General features: G+C 71.2%; 14 protein-coding genes. 6 read left to right on the forward strand and 8 right to left on the reverse strand.

What is annotated here, in order from left to right; translation table 11 throughout:
* Positions 1 to 369, forward strand: a 369-nt coding sequence (locus JGS39_RS22230; protein ID WP_219571138.1) for a cellulose binding domain-containing protein, incomplete at its 5' end; no start/stop codon positions are given.
* 60 nt (positions 370 to 429) lie between these two features.
* Here the strand turns inward: JGS39_RS22230 and JGS39_RS22235 are convergent.
* From JGS39_RS22235 to JGS39_RS22255, 5 genes are all read right to left on the reverse strand, one after another.
* Positions 430 to 1395: an ABC transporter substrate-binding protein gene (locus tag JGS39_RS22235; protein ID WP_219571139.1), complete on the reverse strand. Its 966-nt coding sequence runs from the start codon at positions 1393 to 1395 to the stop codon at positions 430 to 432.
* Position 1396: 1 nt separating this feature from the next.
* A complete protein-coding gene (locus JGS39_RS22240) occupies positions 1397 to 3355 on the reverse strand; it encodes an ABC transporter permease (protein ID WP_219571140.1) in 1959 nt (652 codons plus the stop codon).
* Between the two features lie 61 nt (positions 3356 to 3416).
* Complete coding sequence (locus tag JGS39_RS22245; protein ID WP_219571141.1) at positions 3417 to 4466, reverse strand: quaternary amine ABC transporter ATP-binding protein; 1050 nt, start codon at positions 4464 to 4466, stop codon at positions 3417 to 3419.
* Complete coding sequence (locus tag JGS39_RS22250; protein ID WP_219571142.1) at positions 4466 to 6004, reverse strand: GMC family oxidoreductase; 1539 nt, start codon at positions 6002 to 6004, stop codon at positions 4466 to 4468. The genes JGS39_RS22245 and JGS39_RS22250 overlap by 1 nt, the downstream gene beginning before the upstream one ends.
* A gap of 15 nt (positions 6005 to 6019) precedes the next feature.
* Positions 6020 to 7531, reverse strand: a complete 1512-nt coding sequence (locus JGS39_RS22255) for an aldehyde dehydrogenase family protein (RefSeq protein ID WP_219571143.1) — start codon at positions 7529 to 7531, stop codon at positions 6020 to 6022.
* Positions 7532 to 7734: 203 nt separating this feature from the next.
* Between JGS39_RS22255 and JGS39_RS22260 the strand changes: the two genes are divergently transcribed.
* The 4 genes from JGS39_RS22260 to manD all read left to right on the forward strand — a co-directional run bounded on the left by JGS39_RS22260 (position 7735) and on the right by manD (position 11378).
* The gene (locus JGS39_RS22260; RefSeq protein ID WP_219571144.1) at positions 7735 to 8028 is read left to right on the forward strand and encodes a hypothetical protein; all 294 of its coding nucleotides are present in this window, start codon (positions 7735 to 7737) and stop codon (positions 8026 to 8028) included.
* A gap of 101 nt (positions 8029 to 8129) precedes the next feature.
* A complete protein-coding gene (locus JGS39_RS22265; protein WP_219571145.1) occupies positions 8130 to 9146 on the forward strand; it encodes a hypothetical protein in 1017 nt (338 codons plus the stop codon).
* 277 nt (positions 9147 to 9423) lie between these two features.
* On the forward strand, positions 9424 to 10167 hold the full coding sequence (locus JGS39_RS22270) for a DUF2625 family protein (protein ID WP_219571146.1): 744 nt from the start codon (positions 9424 to 9426) through the stop codon (positions 10165 to 10167).
* Positions 10164 to 11378, forward strand: a complete 1215-nt coding sequence (manD, locus tag JGS39_RS22275) for a D-mannonate dehydratase ManD (RefSeq protein ID WP_219571147.1) — start codon at positions 10164 to 10166, stop codon at positions 11376 to 11378. The genes JGS39_RS22270 and manD overlap by 4 nt, the downstream gene beginning before the upstream one ends.
* A 30-nt stretch (positions 11379 to 11408) precedes the next feature.
* Here the strand turns inward: manD and JGS39_RS22280 are convergent, their stop codons facing one another.
* Both JGS39_RS22280 and JGS39_RS22285 read right to left on the reverse strand, forming a co-directional pair.
* Entirely contained in the window at positions 11409 to 13202 is a 1794-nt protein-coding gene (locus JGS39_RS22280; RefSeq protein WP_219571148.1) for an ABC transporter ATP-binding protein, read from the reverse strand.
* A gap of 85 nt (positions 13203 to 13287) precedes the next feature.
* Positions 13288 to 14517 carry a benzoate/H(+) symporter BenE family transporter gene (locus JGS39_RS22285; RefSeq protein WP_219571149.1) on the reverse strand — a complete coding sequence of 410 codons (1230 nt, stop codon included), beginning with the start codon at positions 14515 to 14517 and terminating at the stop codon, positions 13288 to 13290.
* A gap of 113 nt (positions 14518 to 14630) precedes the next feature.
* On the opposite strand from JGS39_RS22285, the gene JGS39_RS22290 reads away from it, so the two are divergent.
* Complete coding sequence (locus JGS39_RS22290; RefSeq protein ID WP_219571150.1) at positions 14631 to 15182, forward strand: helix-turn-helix domain-containing protein; 552 nt, start codon at positions 14631 to 14633, stop codon at positions 15180 to 15182.
* Positions 15183 to 15203: 21 nt separating this feature from the next.
* Here the strand turns inward: JGS39_RS22290 and JGS39_RS22295 are convergent, their stop codons facing one another.
* Positions 15204 to 15794 (reverse strand): N-acetylmuramoyl-L-alanine amidase, encoded by a 591-nt coding sequence (locus JGS39_RS22295; protein ID WP_219571151.1) that lies wholly within the window; start codon positions 15792 to 15794, stop codon positions 15204 to 15206.
* Between the last annotated feature and the right edge of the window lie 290 nt (positions 15795 to 16084).

Below are 16084 nucleotides of genomic sequence, written 5' to 3' on the forward strand. Positions count from 1 at the left end.
GATCCGACCCCGACCCCGACCCCGACGCCCGACCCGACGGATACACCCGGCCCGGCCGGATCCTGCGCGGTCACCTACCGGGTCAGCCAGTCCTGGGGCAGCGGATTCACGGCCGACGTCTCCGTCCGGAACACCGGGACGGACCCGGTCGACGGCTGGCAGCTGGGCTTCGCCTTCGGCGGGGCCGAGACGGTCACGAACGCCTGGAACGCGAGCGCAAGCCAGACCGGCTCCCGCGTCACGGTGAAGAACGCGACCCACAACGCCGGGATTCCGGCGGGAGGCACCGTCTCCTTCGGGTTCCAGGCCACCGGTGCTCCGGCACAGGCGCCGTCCTCCTTCACCCTCAACGGGACGGAGTGCGGCTGAGCGACGAAGGGGTGCTGTGCTGTCCCGGCGCGGCCGGAACAGCACAGCACCCTCAGGCCGTCATTCAGGTATCCACGCCCGCCACTTCTTCTCGTTCGCGTCCACCCACTCCTTGGCCGCGTCCTGGGGCGACATCTTCTGATCGGCGATCATCAGGGCGACCTTGTTCTGGTCCTCCGTACCCCAGGAGAAGTTCTTGAGGAACGTGGCCGCCCTGCCGCCGGCGCCGGCGAAGCGCGCGTTGAGGTACTTCTTCAGCGGTGTGTGCGGATAGGCGCACGCCACCTTCTCGGGCTCGGCGTCGCAGCCCTCCTTGTAGGCCGGAAGCTTCACTTCCGTCATCGGTACCTGCTCGAACAGCCACTGCGGCTTGTACCAGTAGGTGAGGAACGGCTTCTTCTCCTTGGCGAACTGTTTGATCTGGGTGATCTGCGCCGCCTCGGACCCGGAGAACACGACCTGGTAGTCCAGACCGAGGTTCTTCACGAGCGCCTTGTCGTTGGTGACGTACGACGGCGAACCGTCGAGCAGCTGGCCCTTGCCGCCGCTCTCCGCCGTGCGGAAGCTGTCGGCGTACGTGTCGAGGTTGCGCCAGTCGGTGACATCGGGATGCTGCTTCGCGAAGTACGTGGGCACGAACCAGCCGATGTGGCCGGTGACGCCGAGCTCACCGCCCGACCGGATCGTCTTCTTGTCCCGGACGTACCGCGCCTCCTGGTCGGGGTGGCCCCAGTCCTCCAGGATCGCGTCCACCCGGCCCTGGCTCAGGGCGTCCCAGGCCGGCACCTCGTCGATCTGTACGGTGTCCACCCGGTAGCCCAGTTCGTGTTCGAGGAGGTACTCGGCCACGGCGACATTGGCCTGGGCGCCCACCCAGGACTGCACGGACAGGGTCACGGTCTTCGCTCCCCGCGCGTTGGCGAACGGGGAGGCCTGCCGCGTCATGTCCGCCGCACCGCAGCCCGCCACGGCGACGAGGGCCGCGGCCGATGCGAGTGCGACGACAGGGGTACGCGTACGAGCCATGTCAGGCCCCCTTTCCGGAGCGGCGCCGGGTCGGCTGGGTGACCCGGTCGAGCATCAGGCCGAGGAGGACGATCGCGGCACCGGCCACCAGACCGGTCGCCAGGTCGCCCTGCGCGAGCCCGAACACGGCGGAGTAGCCGAGCGAACCCCCGCCGACCAGACCGCCGATCACCACGACGGCCAGGACCAGGACGACGCCCTGGTTGACGGCCAGGAGCAGGGCCGGGCGGGCCAGGGGCAGCTGGACCTTGAGCAGTTGCTGGAAGCCTGTCGCGCCGAGTGAGCGCGAGGACTCCATGGTGACGGGATCGACGCCGTTCATGCCCTGCGTGGTGATCCGTACGACGGCCGGCAGCGCGTAGATCACGGCGGCGGCCACCGCCGGTGCGCGGCCGACGCCGAACAGGGCGACGACCGGGATGAGATAGACGAACTGCGGCATCGTCTGGAACACGTCCAGCACCGGTCGCAGCAGCGCTTCCACCCGACTGCTGCGGGAGGCGGCGATCCCGACGGCGAAGCCGGCCACCAGCGTCACCGCCACACCGGCCAGTACCTGGGACAGCGTGTCGAGCGCGGGGTCCCAGACGTCGAGGACGCCGATCGCGGCCATCGCGAGGACGGCGGTCAGCATGGTGCGCCAGGTGCCGATCAGCAGGGCGAGCACGGCGATCAGCAGGAGCACCGCCCACCAGGGCAGCCACTGCAGTGCGTCGCGCACCGGGTCGAGGACCCAGGTGGTGAACCGTCCGGCCCAGTCCGCGGTGCCCCCGACCACTGGCACACCCGAGTACAGGTGGTCGGTCATCCAGCCGACGGCCGTGTTGACCGGGCGGGTGATGTCGGCCGTCCAGCCGTCCGGCCAGCCCGTGGAGGCGACCGTACGCGCCACGACCGCGGCCACCACGGTGCCGGCCGCGGCGACGGCCCAGCCGAGCCGGGCGGATCCTGGGCGCGGCGCGGCGCCCAGGCGGTGGCCGGCCGCGGCGGTGACCCGGTCGAGCACCACGGCGAGCAGCACGATCGGGATGCCGGCCGCGAGCGCGGCACCGACGTCCACGGACGCGAGCGCCTGGTAGACGCGGTCACCGAGACCGCCGGCGCCGATCACGGAGGCGATCACGGCCATCGACAGCGCCATCATGATCGTCTGGTTGAGACCGAGCAGCAGCTCCCTGCGCGCCAGCGGAAGGCGGGCGGTGAACAGCCGCTGGCGTCCCGTGGCACCGAGCGATGCCGCCGCCTCCATCACTCCCGCGTCGGCGTCGCGCAGCCCGAGCGCCGTCAGCCGGGCCATCGGCGGTGCCGCGTAGACGACGGTCGCGAGGACGGCGGCGGGGACACCGATGCCGAACACGAGGACCACCGGCAGCAGATACGCGAACGCCGGCATGACCTGCATGGTGTCGAGCACCGGCCGCAGGACACGGAAGACGCGGTCCGACAACCCGGCGGCCAGCCCGAGGACGGCGCCGAGCCCCACCGATGCGAGGACGGCGATGACCATCAGGGCCAGCGTCTGCATGGTGGGCACCCACATGCCGAGCACGGCGCAGACGAGGAAGGCGACGACGGCGGTCACTGCGAGCCTGAGGCCCGCCACCCGCCAGGCGATCAGCCCGGCGGCCGCCGTGACACCGGCCCAGCCGGCGGCGAGGAGGACCAGGTAGACACCGCGGACCGAGAGCACCACGGCGTTGCTGAGGTGCCCGAAGAAGTAGAGGAACAGCGGATGCGTGTCGCGGTTGTCGATGATCCAGTCGCTGACGTCACCGAGCGGTCCGTCGAGATCGACGGTGAGGCTCGCAGGCCACGCGCCGTGGCCGACGAGGACGCTGCCGAGCACCAGCAGCACGGCCGCCCCGGTCAGCAGGAGCGTCGTTCGATGCCGGGCGAGGGAAGCAGCCGGCCCGGCCGTGCCGAGCGGAGCGGCGGGTGTGGCGGACGCGGTCGCCGTCATATCGCCCACCTGCCGATGCCGTTCGGGCGGCCCGGTGGTCCCGAGGCGTTGTTCACTCGCATCACACGGCCTCCTTCACGGCCGGAACCCCGGCCACGACGCCGAGCAGGCACGCGTGGTCGACCACGCCCAGACAGCGCCCGCCCTCGACCACACGCGCCGTCTCCCCGGTCCGGACGACCGCCTCGATCGCCTCGGAAACGGTGGCGTCCGGGGCCAGCGCGGGACCGGAGACGCTCTCCGCGCTGTCGGCGGGGCGCATGGCCGCCCGCACGGTCACCACCTGCTCGCGCGGCACGTCCCGGACGAAGTCACGGACGTAGTCGTCGGCCGGCGAGCCCACGATCTCCTCCGGCGTGCCGAGCTGCACGATCCGGCCGTCGCGCATCAGCGCGATGCGGTCGCCGAGCTTCAGGGCCTCGTTGAGGTCGTGGGTGATGAAGACCATCGTGCGGCCCTCCTCGCGGTGCAGCCGTACGACCTCCTCCTGCATGTCGCGGCGGATCAGCGGGTCGAGCGCGCTGAACGGCTCGTCGAACAGCAGTACTTCGGGGTCGACGGCGAGCGCACGCGCCAGCCCGACCCGCTGCTGCTGACCGCCGGAGAGCTGCCCGGGGCGACGGCTCTCCAGCCCGTCGAGGCCGACCTTGGCGATGACCCCGGCAGCCCGCTCACGGCGCTCGGCCCGGCCCATGCCCTGGATCTCCAGGCCGTAGGCCACGTTGTCGAGGACCGAGCGGTGCGGAAGCAGTCCGAAGTGCTGGAAGACCATGGAGGCCCGGTGGCGGCGCAGTTCACGCAGTCGGCCGGCGTTCATCGCCAGCACGTCCTCGCCGTCCATCGTGACCTCACCGGAGGTCGGCTCGATGAGCCGGGTGAGGCAGCGCACGAGGGTGGACTTGCCCGAACCGGACAGCCCCATCACGACGAACACCTCGCCCTTGCGGACATCGAAGGAGACGTCACGCACAGCGGCGGTGCAGCCGGTGCGTGCGCGCAGCTCCGCCGCGTCGAGCGCGCCGAGTTCGGCGTCACCGGGTACACGGTCGGCCTTCGGCCCGAACACCTTCCAGAGGTCGCGTACGGAGAAGACGTGCGGTGGTGTGTTCATCAGGCATGACCCCCATAGGTGGCGCCGAGCAGATCCGCGCATTTCTCGCCGACCATCAGGACCCCGATCATCGGGTTGACGGTCGTCATGGTCGGGAAGACCGACGCGTCGGCTATCCGGATGCCGTCGAGACCCCGGATCCGCAGATCGGGTGCGACCACGGCGAGCGCGTCGTCGGGCGCCCCCATCCGGCAGGTTCCGGCCGGGTGGTAGACGGTGTGCGCGACCTTGCGCGCGTACTCGCTCAGGTCCTCGTCGGAGGTGACCTCGGGCCCCGGGCAGACCTCCCGCTTCAGCCAGCCGGCCAGGGGTTCCTGAGCGGCGATCTCGCGGGCGATCCTGATGCCGTCGACGAGGGTGCGTCCGTCGTAGTCCTCCGCATCGGTGAAGTAGCGGAAGTCCAGGGCGGGTTTGACCTCGGGGTCGGGGCTCGTCAGGTACAGCCGGCCGCGACTGCGCGGCTTGGGGATGTTCGGTGTCATCGACACCCCGTGCGGCGGGCGCTCGTAGCCGAGCCGCTCGGGATTGTCCGTGAACGGGATCTGGTAGAAGTGGAACATCAGGTCCGGGCCCGGACTGTCCGGATCACGCCGTACGAAGAGCCCGGCGTCGCTGTCCATCGCGGAGTTCTCCGGGATCGGCCCGTGCGTCTCCCAGACGATGACCGACTCGGGGTGGTCGAGCAGGTTCTCGCCGACCCCCGGCAGGTCGTGCGTCACCGGAATGCCGAGCTTCTCCAGCTCCGCGCGGTGACCGATGCCGGAGTGCATCAGCAGCCGGGGCGTGTCCACCGCGCCCGCGCACACCACGACTTCGCGCCGGGCCCGCACGACCCGCTCCTCGCCGTCCGCGGTCCGCACGCGCACCCCGGTCGCCCGGGTGCCGTCGAACTCCAGACGGAACGCCCAGGTCTCCAGGGCGATATGGAGGTTCGGCCGGTCGAGGAAGGGGTGCAGATACGCGACCGATGCCGAGGAGCGCCTGTTGTTCTCCGGGTGGTAGGCGAGGTCGAAGAACCCCACACCGTCCTGGAAGGCCTCCTTGTTGAAGCCCTCGACGCGCGGCACCCCGGTCGCCGTCTGCGCGGCGTCGACGAAGTCGCGTGCGATGGCGTTCCGGTCGGCCTCGTCGACGGGGACGATGTTGTTGCGCAGCCGGTCGAAGTAGGGGTTCATCGACGACGCGTCCCAGCCGGCCGCACCGGCGGCCTCCCACTCGTCCCAGTCGGACGGCAGCGGCTTGAAGGCGATCAGCGTGTTGTGGGACGAGCAGCCGCCGAGCACCCGGGCCCTGCTGTGCCGGATGTACGAATTGCCGCGGGGCTGCTCGGTGGTGGGGTAGTCGTAGTCCAGCTCCCCGCCGAGCAGGCCCATCCAGCGGCGCAGGGTCAGCACGTCGTCGCGGCCCACGTCGCTCGGTCCGCCCTCGATGAGGGCGACGGTGACGTCGGGGTTCTCGGTCAGCCGGGACGCGATCACCGAACCGGCGGTGCCGCCGCCGACGATGACGTAGTCGTAGGGGGTCATGTCGTTCTCCATCGCCTCTGCTCCCGCTCAGCCCGCGAACCAGCGCACCGGGCGCGGGGCGAGGTTCTGGTAGATGTGCTTGGCCTCGCGGTACTCGGCGAGGCCCGTCGGGCCGAGTTCCCGGCCGATGCCGGACTTGCCGAAGCCGCCCCATTCCGCCTGCGGCAGATAGGGGTGGAAGTCGTTGATCCAGACCGTGCCGTGCCGCAGCCGCCCCGCGACCCGGCGACCGCGGCCCGCGTCCGCCGTCCACACGCCGCCGGCCAGGCCGTACTCGGTGTCGTTGGCGAGAGCGACGGCCTCGTCCTCCGTACGGAAGGTCTCGACGGTCAGCACCGGGCCGAACACCTCCTCGCGCACGACGCGCATGGTGCGGTCGCAGTGGTCCAGGACCGTCGGCCGGTAGAAGTAGCCGGGCCCCTGCGGACGTTCGCCGCCCGCTCGCAGCACCGCGCCGTCCTTGAGCGCGGAGGCGACGAACTCCTCGGTCCTGGCGCGCTGCGCGGCGGAGACGAGCGGACCGCACTCCACACCGTCGTCGGTACCGCGACCGATGCGGATCCGCTCGGCGCGGCGGGCCAGTTCGGCCACGAACCGCTCGCGAACCGACTCCTCGACGATCAGCCTGGATCCGGCGGAGCAGACCTGGCCGCTGTGGATGAACGCGGCGTTCAGCGCCTGGTCGACCGCGGTGTCGAATCCGTCCTCGGTGGCGCACGCGTCGGCGAACACCACGTTGGGGTTCTTGCCGCCGAGTTCGAGCGCGACCTTCTTGACGGAGTCCGCGGCGGCGCGCATCACCTGCGTGCCGCTGGCCAGCCCACCGGTGAAGGACACCAGGTCGACATCGGGGTGTTCCGCCAGCCTGGCGCCGACCGTCGCGCCCGCACCGGTGACGATGTTCGCCACACCGGCCGGCAGCCCTGCCTCGGCGAGCAGCGCGAGAAGGGCGACGGTGGTGAGCGGGGTGATCTCGCTGGGCTTGATCACGAAGGTGTTGCCTGCGGCGAGCGCCGGTGCGATCTTCCAACTCGCCTGGAGCAGCGGATAGTTCCACGGCGTGATGAGGCCGCAGACACCCACGGGCTCGTGCACCACGACGCTGTGGATCTCCTCGGACTCGGCATCGACGACCCGCCCGCCGCTCTCGTTCATGACGAGGTCTGCGAAGTAGCGGAAGGCGTCGCGCACACAGTCCACGTCGACCCGGCCCTCTTCGAGGGTCTTTCCCGCGTCCTGGCACTCCAGAGCGCCGAGCGGCTCCCGGTCGCGCTCCAGCAGGTCCGCCACGCGCCGGAGCAGCGCGGCGCGTTCGGCGACGGGCGTGCCCGGCCAGGGCCCCGCGTCGAATGCGTCCCTGGCGGCGGCGACCGCGGCGTCCGCGTCCACGGAGTCGCCCTCCGACACGACGGCGATGACGGTCGCGTCGACGGGGTCGAGGATCTCGCGCGTGGCGCCGGAGGTGGCCGCTCGCCACTCTCCCGCTACCTGGATGGTGTGTTGTGCCGACACGTCGCGTGCTGCCCCTTCGTTGGCCATGGATTCGACGCCGGGTGATTCCCAGCGGTCTGGCCATATGCCCCGGGAGGGGGAACCCATGCACGGCTGCTGCCGGGAAGTGACCCTACTCACGCGTAGGGCAACGGGTTGTGGTGGCGCGCGGCGGCGGTACGGGCGCGGTCGACGTAGCGTGGACGTCCGCCGGTCCACCGACTGGGCGATGCCGCCGACCGGGGGAGCGCATGGGCGCGGAGCACGTCATAGGGGCCGTCGGGATCGTGGTGGTCGTCGCGGGCGCGGTGGCTGTGGCGCTGATCCTGCGGAGCGGATCCGTACTGCGCCCTGCGGTCGTCCACCCGTTGTGCGCCACCTGCGGGCACGCACAGCCCGAGCACCGGTCCGGGGGCGGGGCGACCCGGTGCCATCACGCGTACGGGCACAGCAGCTGGAACGACGACAGTTACGGAAACAGCGGGCGCAGGTTCGATGAGGTGTGCCGCTGCCCCGGATTCCGGCACCAGGACGGCGCGACGTGAAGCCGCACCCCACCGAGTGCGGGGCGCGGGCGGCCGGCCGGTTCAGAAGGCGGTACACGTCACCAGTGCCCGGGTCCGGGAGGGCCGCTACTGTCTGCCGGATGGACAAGGCTGTTCCGTGGGGCGACTGGCTCGAGGCCGACGCCTTCCGCGAGTTGGTGAAGCAGGTCGCCCCGCTGCGACCGGGCGGGTGGAGCCTTCCGGAGTTCGTGCGCGTCACCTCGGCGCTGGGCTGGGAACTCCGCGGCCCCAGGAAGGTGGGCGGCCAGGTCCGGCGCAGGTTCGCCGCCAGGAAGGGGCCGTCGTGCGGGTACGGCACCGTGATCGCCGACGCTTCGGAACCCGAGCAGGTGCGCAAGCTGAACGTGCGCGTCGTCGACCTGCCGGCCGAGGACGTCCGGGAAGCCGCCGGCCCGGTGCGCGCCGCCTGGTGGGTCATGGAGGACGAGCTGGGCCCGGCGACGCTCTGGGGAGGCGACGGCGGGCCGTGGATGATGTGGCGGCGCCCCGGTGCCGTCCTCGTCGTCCACACACATGACGCAGGTGAGGTGAGCCTCGAACTCCTGCCCGCCGACGCCGGCACCGATGCCGTCGGACGGGGCGGTGCCCGTGGCTCCTGGCGCGCCGCGGAACCGGCCGGCCTGCCTTCCGCCCCCACCACGCCGGCCCGGCGCGGCGCGAGTGGCGGCGAGGTACAGAAGCGGTTGTACGAGGCGTTGCGCTCCCTCACCTACGACGCCCCGTTCTTCCCCGCCAGGTTCATCCTGCATCTGGCATCGGCCCGCGACCCCCTGCGGTTCGTCCAGTGCTGGAGCCAGGGCCCGGATCTCGTCATCGAGGCCACCGGCTACCTGCACCATCCCGAACTGGCCGATCCCGCCCGCCTGACCGGGCACGGCTGGGAGCTCCCGCACTCGCTCTGGCAACGGCGCTTTCCCGATGCCATGGACGACCCCGCTCACGCCGGAACGGCCGCCCGCATGCTCGTCGAGGAACTGCGGAACCTGGCCGTCGATCCGGCCGACCTCGTGCACAGCGGATCCATGACCGGTCGCGGGCGCGGCCTCCACCTCGACCTGCCGCACCTGGGCGTCCCGCGCACGCACCCCGGCGCCTGAACGCAAGCCGGCCGGGGCCTCGCCGTCACCCGGGGAGGTAGGCCGGCCGGCGTGCACGGACGGCCTGCCGTCCGCGGTGCCACCCTCGACGCACAGCGCGTGCCGGTGGCCGTCGTGGCCGGGCACTGCCTCGGCGGACCGGTTCCTGTCGAGTACGCCCCGGCGAACCCGTACCGTCTTCGTGTCGTCGTGAACCTCGACGGATTCCGGCGGGGCGGGCCTCACCTGCGATCCCCCTGCTGGTGGCCGCGGCACGGGGTGATGGAACGATGCGTGCATGCGACAGCTACGCGAGTTGACGGACGTGGACGATCCTGCGTGGCCGGTCCTCCAGGAGGGGTTCGCCAACAGTTCGGTGCCGGTGGAGGTGCTGCCCGGTGATCCTGGGCAGGGCCGCGCCTGTCTGCTGCAGTTGCAGGTCGGCGCGCGATCCGCTCTCGGAGCCCTGGTGCTGCACTCCGGCGGCCTGGTCGTGGACCACGGATGGGTCCGTGTTCTCGCAGGCGCACCGAGCGGCGCTGCCGGTCTCCCGGGTCTGGCCCGCGTCAATCGCTTCCCGGCCGCGTTCGACGCCGCGTGGCGCCCGACGGACGCCCTGGTCGTCGGCCACGATGTCCTGGGCGGGGTGTTCGCTCTCAACGGCCACGATCCCGCAGCGTGCGGCCGTCCCGGTGCGCCCGGGCAGATGCTCTGCTTCGCGCCGGACTCCCTGGAATGGGAGGCGATGGAGATGGGCTACGGAACGTGGCTGACCTGGCTGCTGTCGGGACGGCTGGACCAGTTCTACGACGGGCTCCGGTGGCCCGGCTGGCAGCGCGAGTCGCAGTCGCTCGACCTGTCCCGGGGAATCGCCGTGTACCCCTTCCTGTGGTCGAAGGAAGCGCAGGCGGATCCGGCCGCGACCACGAGGACGCCCGTTCCCCTGACCGAGCTGCTCGCCCTGAGCGGTGAGTTCTGCCGGCAGATGGGGCTGGGCGACCCCGGATTCCTCGGTTCACTTCCCTCGGAGGGGCGCGCATGAAGATCGTCGACGCGAAAGTGGTCGTCACCGGCCCGGGACGCAACTTCGTCACCCTGAAGCTGACGACCGACGAAGGCCTCACCGGCCTCGGCGACGCCACGCTCAACGGACGTGAGCTGGCCGTCGTCGGCTACCTCCGTGACCATGTGGCGCCCCTGCTCACCGGCCTCGACCCGCACAGGATCGAGGACACCTGGCAGTACCTCTACCGCGGCGCCTACTGGCGGCGCGGGCCGGTGACCATGGCCGCGATCGCCGCCGTGGACGTGGCTCTGTGGGACATCAAGGCGAAGGCCGCCGGTCTGCCGCTCTACCAGTTGCTGGGCGGCGCGAGCAGTGACCGTATCGGCACCTACGGTCATGCCAACGGCCGCGACATCCCCGAACTCCTCGACTCCGTACGGGCCAGGCTCGCCGAGGGCTATCCCGCGGTCCGCATCCAGACGGGCATTCCGGGGCTCAAGGCCGTGTACGGCGTGTACAACCAGGACGACGACGGCACGACGGTCGCCCATCAGCAGGCCCGCCCCCTGGTGGAGGACTGGGACACGGACGCGTACCTGCGCCACACCCCGGCCGTCTTCGAGGCGGTCCGCGCGGAGTTCGGGGCCGCGCTTCCGTTGCTCCACGACGCCCACCACCGCCTCACCCCGATCCAGGCGGCGCGGCTCGGCAAGGACCTGGAGCCGTACCGGCCGTTCTGGCTCGAGGACTGCACTCCCGCCGAGAACCAGGAGGCGCTGCGTCTGGTCCGCCGCCACACCACCACGCCGCTGGCCGTCGGCGAGGTGTTCAACACCGTGTACGACTACCAGGCGCTGATCACCGAGCAGCTGATCGACTACGCACGTTCGGCCGTCACCCACTTCGGCGGGGTCACACCGCTGCGCAAGCTCTTCGACTTCGCCGCCCAGTACCAGGTGAAGAGCGCCGTACACGGACCGGAGGACATCTCGCCGGTCGGGATGGCCGCGGCCGTCCACCTCGACCTCGCCGTCCACAACTTCGGCATCCAGGAGTACTCGGGCCACAACCCGCTGACCGAGGAGGTGTTCCGGCACGCGTACACCTTCACCGACGGGTACCTGCACCCGGGCGAGGCGCCGGGCATCGGTGTGGAACTGGACGAGGAGGCGGCGGCCGCGCATCCGTACGAGCGGGCCTACCTTCCGGTCAACCGGCTCCGGGACGGCAGCGTCCACGACTGGTGAGCCGCGGAGCGCCGCCGGCCGCCGGGGCCACTACGGGTAAGCGGGCTGAAGGCCCGCGTACACCCCTTCCCGGCCGATCAGTTCCTCGTGCGTCCCCACCTCCGCGATCCGGCCGCCCTCCATCGCCACGATGCGGTCGGCGCCCTGGATCGTGGAGAGCCGGTGGGCGACGACGAAGACCGTACGGCCGTGCACGAGCCGCGAGAGGGCTTCCTGCACGAGGGCCTCGGAGCGGTTGTCCAGTGCGGACGTGGCCTCGTCGAGCACCAGCACCCTGGGGTCGCGGATCAGCGCCCGCGCGATGGCGAGGCGCTGCTTCTGGCCGCCCGACAGCCGTGCGCCGCGCTCGCCGACGACCGTGTCGAGGCCCAGCGGCAGATCGTTGACGAACTCCAGCGCGTTGGCGTCCGTCAGCGCGCGTATGAGGGTGGCCTCGTCCGTGTCACCCATGCCGTACGTCACGTTGTCGCGGATGCTGCCCTCGAAGAGGATCGACTCCTGGGGCACCACGGACAGGAAGCGCCGGTAGCTGCGCAGATCGAGTCCCGCCATGTCGGTGCCGTCGAGCATGATGCGGCCGGACGTGGGCCGGATGAAGCCGATGAGGAGGTTCAGGACGGTCGACTTGCCCGCGCCCGAAGCGCCGACCAGCGCGATGGTCTCGCCCGGTCGTGCGGAGAGGGTGAAGCCGGCGACGGCGGGTGCCGCGTCCTCGTAGGCGAAGCCGACGTCCTCGAAGTCGATCCGGCCGGTGACGCGGTCGACCTGCGCCTTGCCCGCGTTGTGTTCGAGGTCGGGTGCCTGGAGCACCTCGCCCGCCGAACGCACCGATTCCAGCCCCTTGGTGAGGATGGGGGCGAGACCCAGGAGCGTGGTCACCGAGCCGGTCAGGACGGTGAAGAAGGCGCTGAGCATGACGACGTCGCCGGGGGTGATGGGCATCCAGCCGTGGTAGGCGACCAGCGCGGATCCTGTCAGGCACAGCACGCCGAGCGTGTTGAGGATGACCCAGGCCAGCGAACCGAAGCGGCCGTTGATCACGTCCAGGCGCAGGCCGGCCGCGAAGACCTGGCGCAGCGAGCCGTCGACCCGGCCGAGTGCGGTGCGCTCCAGTCCGTGGGCGCGGGTGATCGGGATGAGGGTGGTCATCTCGCCGACACGGGAGGAGAGCTGTTCGACCTCGCGCCGGAAGGACTCGTTGTGGGTGCGCAGCCGGGCGCGCAGTTTCATCACGAGGAAGCCGGCCGCGGGCACCACGATCAGGAAGACCGGCAGGAACGCGGGCACGCGCACGCCGATGACGACCAGACCGCCGACCAGCGTCACGACGGCGCCGAGTCCCATGTCGGCGCTCTGCTGCGCCATCTGCTCCACCGACTCCACGTCGCGGACCACCTTGGCCTGCAGGACGCTCGAACTGACCCGTGAGTGGTAGCCGATGGACAACTGCTGCATACGACGGCACAGCGCCGAGCGCAGGGTCGTGCCCATCCGCCGGATGCTGCCGCCGAGGCAGCGTACGTACCACTGGTGGAGGGGGTAGTTGATCACGAGGATGAACAACAGGATGCCGGTGGCCTTCCAGAGCCGGGACTCCGGGCCGTGCTGGACGACGACGTCCAGGACCGTGGCGGTGATCAGGGGAAGCAGCCAGATGGGGCTGTGCTTCACGACGAAGATGACGACCGCGAGTGCCAGCCGCCCGCGGTCGGGCCGGAAGAGGTGGCCGAGGGTTCGGAACGGGTTCTCGCCGCGGTAGCGGTGGTCGAGGTGGTCGAAAGGCGCCAGGGGTTCGGCGGAAGGTTGGGAAACCGCTTTCTGCATGGTGTCCATCCCACCGCGCTCCCGCCGTCCGGGGCAACTCCGTTCCACGGACAGGACAGAAGCGGCTGGTGGGTTCCGACCGGCTTCAGTGGACGCGGACTTCGTCCGGCAGCGGCTCGGGCGCGGGCTCCTCGCTGCGCGGGCGGCCCACCGAGGCGATCGCGCCGGTGACCAGTCCGGCCAGCAGGCCCCAGAACGCGGAGCCGATTCCCAGCAAGGTCACGCCGGAAGCGGTGGCGAGGAAGGTCACCACGGCCGCTTCCCTGGACGCCTTGTCGGCCAGTGCCGCCGACAGCGAGGCCTCGATGGTGGCGAGCAGGCCGATCCCGGCGATCGCCAGGACGAGTTCCTGCGGCATCGCGGTGAGAAGCGAGGCGACGGTCGCGCCGAGCAGCCCGACACAGAGGTAGAAGAAGCCCGCCCACACGGCGGCGAGGTACCGCTTGTCCCGGTCGGGGTGCGCCTCCTCGCCCGTGCAGATGGCCGCCGTGATCGCGGCCAGGTTGAGGCCGAAGGCCCCGAAGGGCGCCAGGACCGCGTTGGCCGCACCGGTCCACGTCATCAGGGGCGAGACCGGCACGTCGTAGCCGGCGCCGCGGATCACGGCGACGCCGGGCAGGTTCTGCGAGGCCATCGTGACGACGAACAGCGGTGCGCCGACGCTGACCAGGACCTTCCAGTCGAACTCCGGCGCGGTGAACACCGGGGTGGCCAGGGCGAGGCGGACCTGGCCCAGCTGCCAGCCGCCGGTGAACACCGTGGCCACCACGCCCGCGGCGAGCGCCAGCAGCACCGCGTACCGGGGCAGCAGACGCCGGCCGAGCAGGTAGAGCACGAACATCGGGAACGCGACCGCGAATCCGCCGTGCATCGTGCTGAACAGTCCCGTACCGAACCGCAGCAGCACCCCCGCGAGGAGCGCGGCGGCCAGGGGTACCGGGATCCGGCCCATGAGCCGGCTGAACCAGCCCGTCATTCCGCTCACGAGGATGAGCAGTCCCGAGAAGACGAACGCGCCGACCGCCTGAGCCATCGACACGCCGCTCAGACCGGTCGTGAGCAGCGCGGCGCCCGGTGTCGACCACGCGGTCACGACGGGGGCCCGGTAACGCAGCGACAGCCCGACGCAGGTGCAGGCCAGGCCGACACCGAGCGCGAGCATCCAGGAGGAGATCTCGTGCGCGTCCGCCCCAGCCGCCCGGGCGGCCGTGAAGACGAGCGCCGCCGAACTGGTCACGCCGACCATCACGGCGATCAGTCCGGCGACCACGGCCGAGGGCGGCGCGATCGAGCGTATGCGGGTGATCGCGAACATGAGTGAGCCACTTCCTGCGCGGTGCGTTCTGTATACGGAACGTTCTGTATGTGGAACACTAGAGAGGCGGGCCGACGCCCGTCAACCAGGACAGCGGAGCGGGTGCACGGCCGATGGGGCTGAACGAGGACGTGGGTCGCAGGCTGCGCACGCTGCGGCGTGAGCGCGACCTTTCCCTGTCGGAGCTCTCCCGGCGCTCCCGTGTCGGCAAGGGCACGCTCTCCGAGCTGGAGAGCGGGACCCGCAATCCCACCCTGGAGACGCTGTACGCACTCACCACCGCCCTCGGACTGCCGCTCAGCGCCGTACTGAGCGACCCGCTCCCGGCGGACGGTCCGGGACCCGCTCCCGCGGGCGTCTCCGGGAGCGCCGTCACCGCCGTCCTGCTGGAACGGTACGAGGACGAGGCCACCGTCACCGACGTGTTCCGCATCAGCATCCGCGCGGGCGCGGTCCAGCAGTCCGAGGCGCACGTCCCGGGCACGCGCGAGAGCCTGATGGTCCTGACCGGCACCGCCGTCGTCGGCCCGCCGGACGACACCAGGACGGCCGGCCCCGGCGCCTGTGCGCACTGGCCGGCTGACGCACCCCATGTCTACGGCGCGCCCGACGGTGATGTGGAGGGCGTCCTCTTCGTCCGCAGTCCGGTGGCCGAGGGTCCGTAGGACCGCCGGGCGGTCAGCGGGTCACGACGCGCCCAGGAGGTTGACCAGGCGGATGTAGCGGACCCAGTCCCAGTGGGCGCCCGGGTCCGTGTGGTCCGAGCCCGGTACCTGCACATGGCCGATGATGTGCGCGCGGTCCTTGGGGATGCCGTAGCGGTCGCACACCGAAGCGGTCAGCAACGCCGACTTCTCGTACATGGCGTCGGTGAAGTAGGCGGGCTGGTCCACGTACCCCTCGTGCTCGATGCCGATACTGCGGGTGTTGTAGTCCCAGTTCCCCGCGTGCCAGGCCACGTCCTTCTCCCGCACGCACTGGTCGATGTAGCCGTCCGCCGAGCGCACCACATAGTGCGCGGACACCTGTTTCGCCGGATTCCGGAAGATCGCCACGGCGTCCGCGAACGTCTCCTGGGTGACATGGATGATCACGTACTGCACCGGGTACGCCGAAGGCCGAGTCGAGACCGTGTAGTTGGACGCCGAGGCCGGCACCCAGTGGGCCGCCGGATAGTCCGTGTCACCGGCCGTCGCCGCGGTGGCGCGGACGGAAGCGGGAAGCAGCGCCGCCGCGGCCGTCGCCGCCGCGCCCTGAAGGATCGTTCTGCGGTCCATGTGCACTCCTGGGTGTGGGGGAGGGGTAACGCGCACGGGTGCAGGGCCGGTTGACCGGGGTGCGGTTCCGGGCAGGCGGGGCGGTGTTCCGGTGGGCCGTGCCCGTCCGGGCCGCCCGTGCCGGATGTCCGCGCCATCCGGAGGGAGGGATGCGGCGACGGCGGGCGCCGGTGCGGCACCGCGGTGGCGCTCCGGAACGGAACCTCGCGCGGCCCGACGGCATCGCGCAGGAGTCCGGTACCCGATTCCCCCGACATCCCGTGACTCCCTCCTGTCCGCTGACCGGAAGC

It is taken from the genome of Streptomyces poriferorum, assembly GCF_019399235.1.
GTDB lineage: Bacteria > Actinomycetota > Actinomycetes > Streptomycetales > Streptomycetaceae > Streptomyces > Streptomyces poriferorum.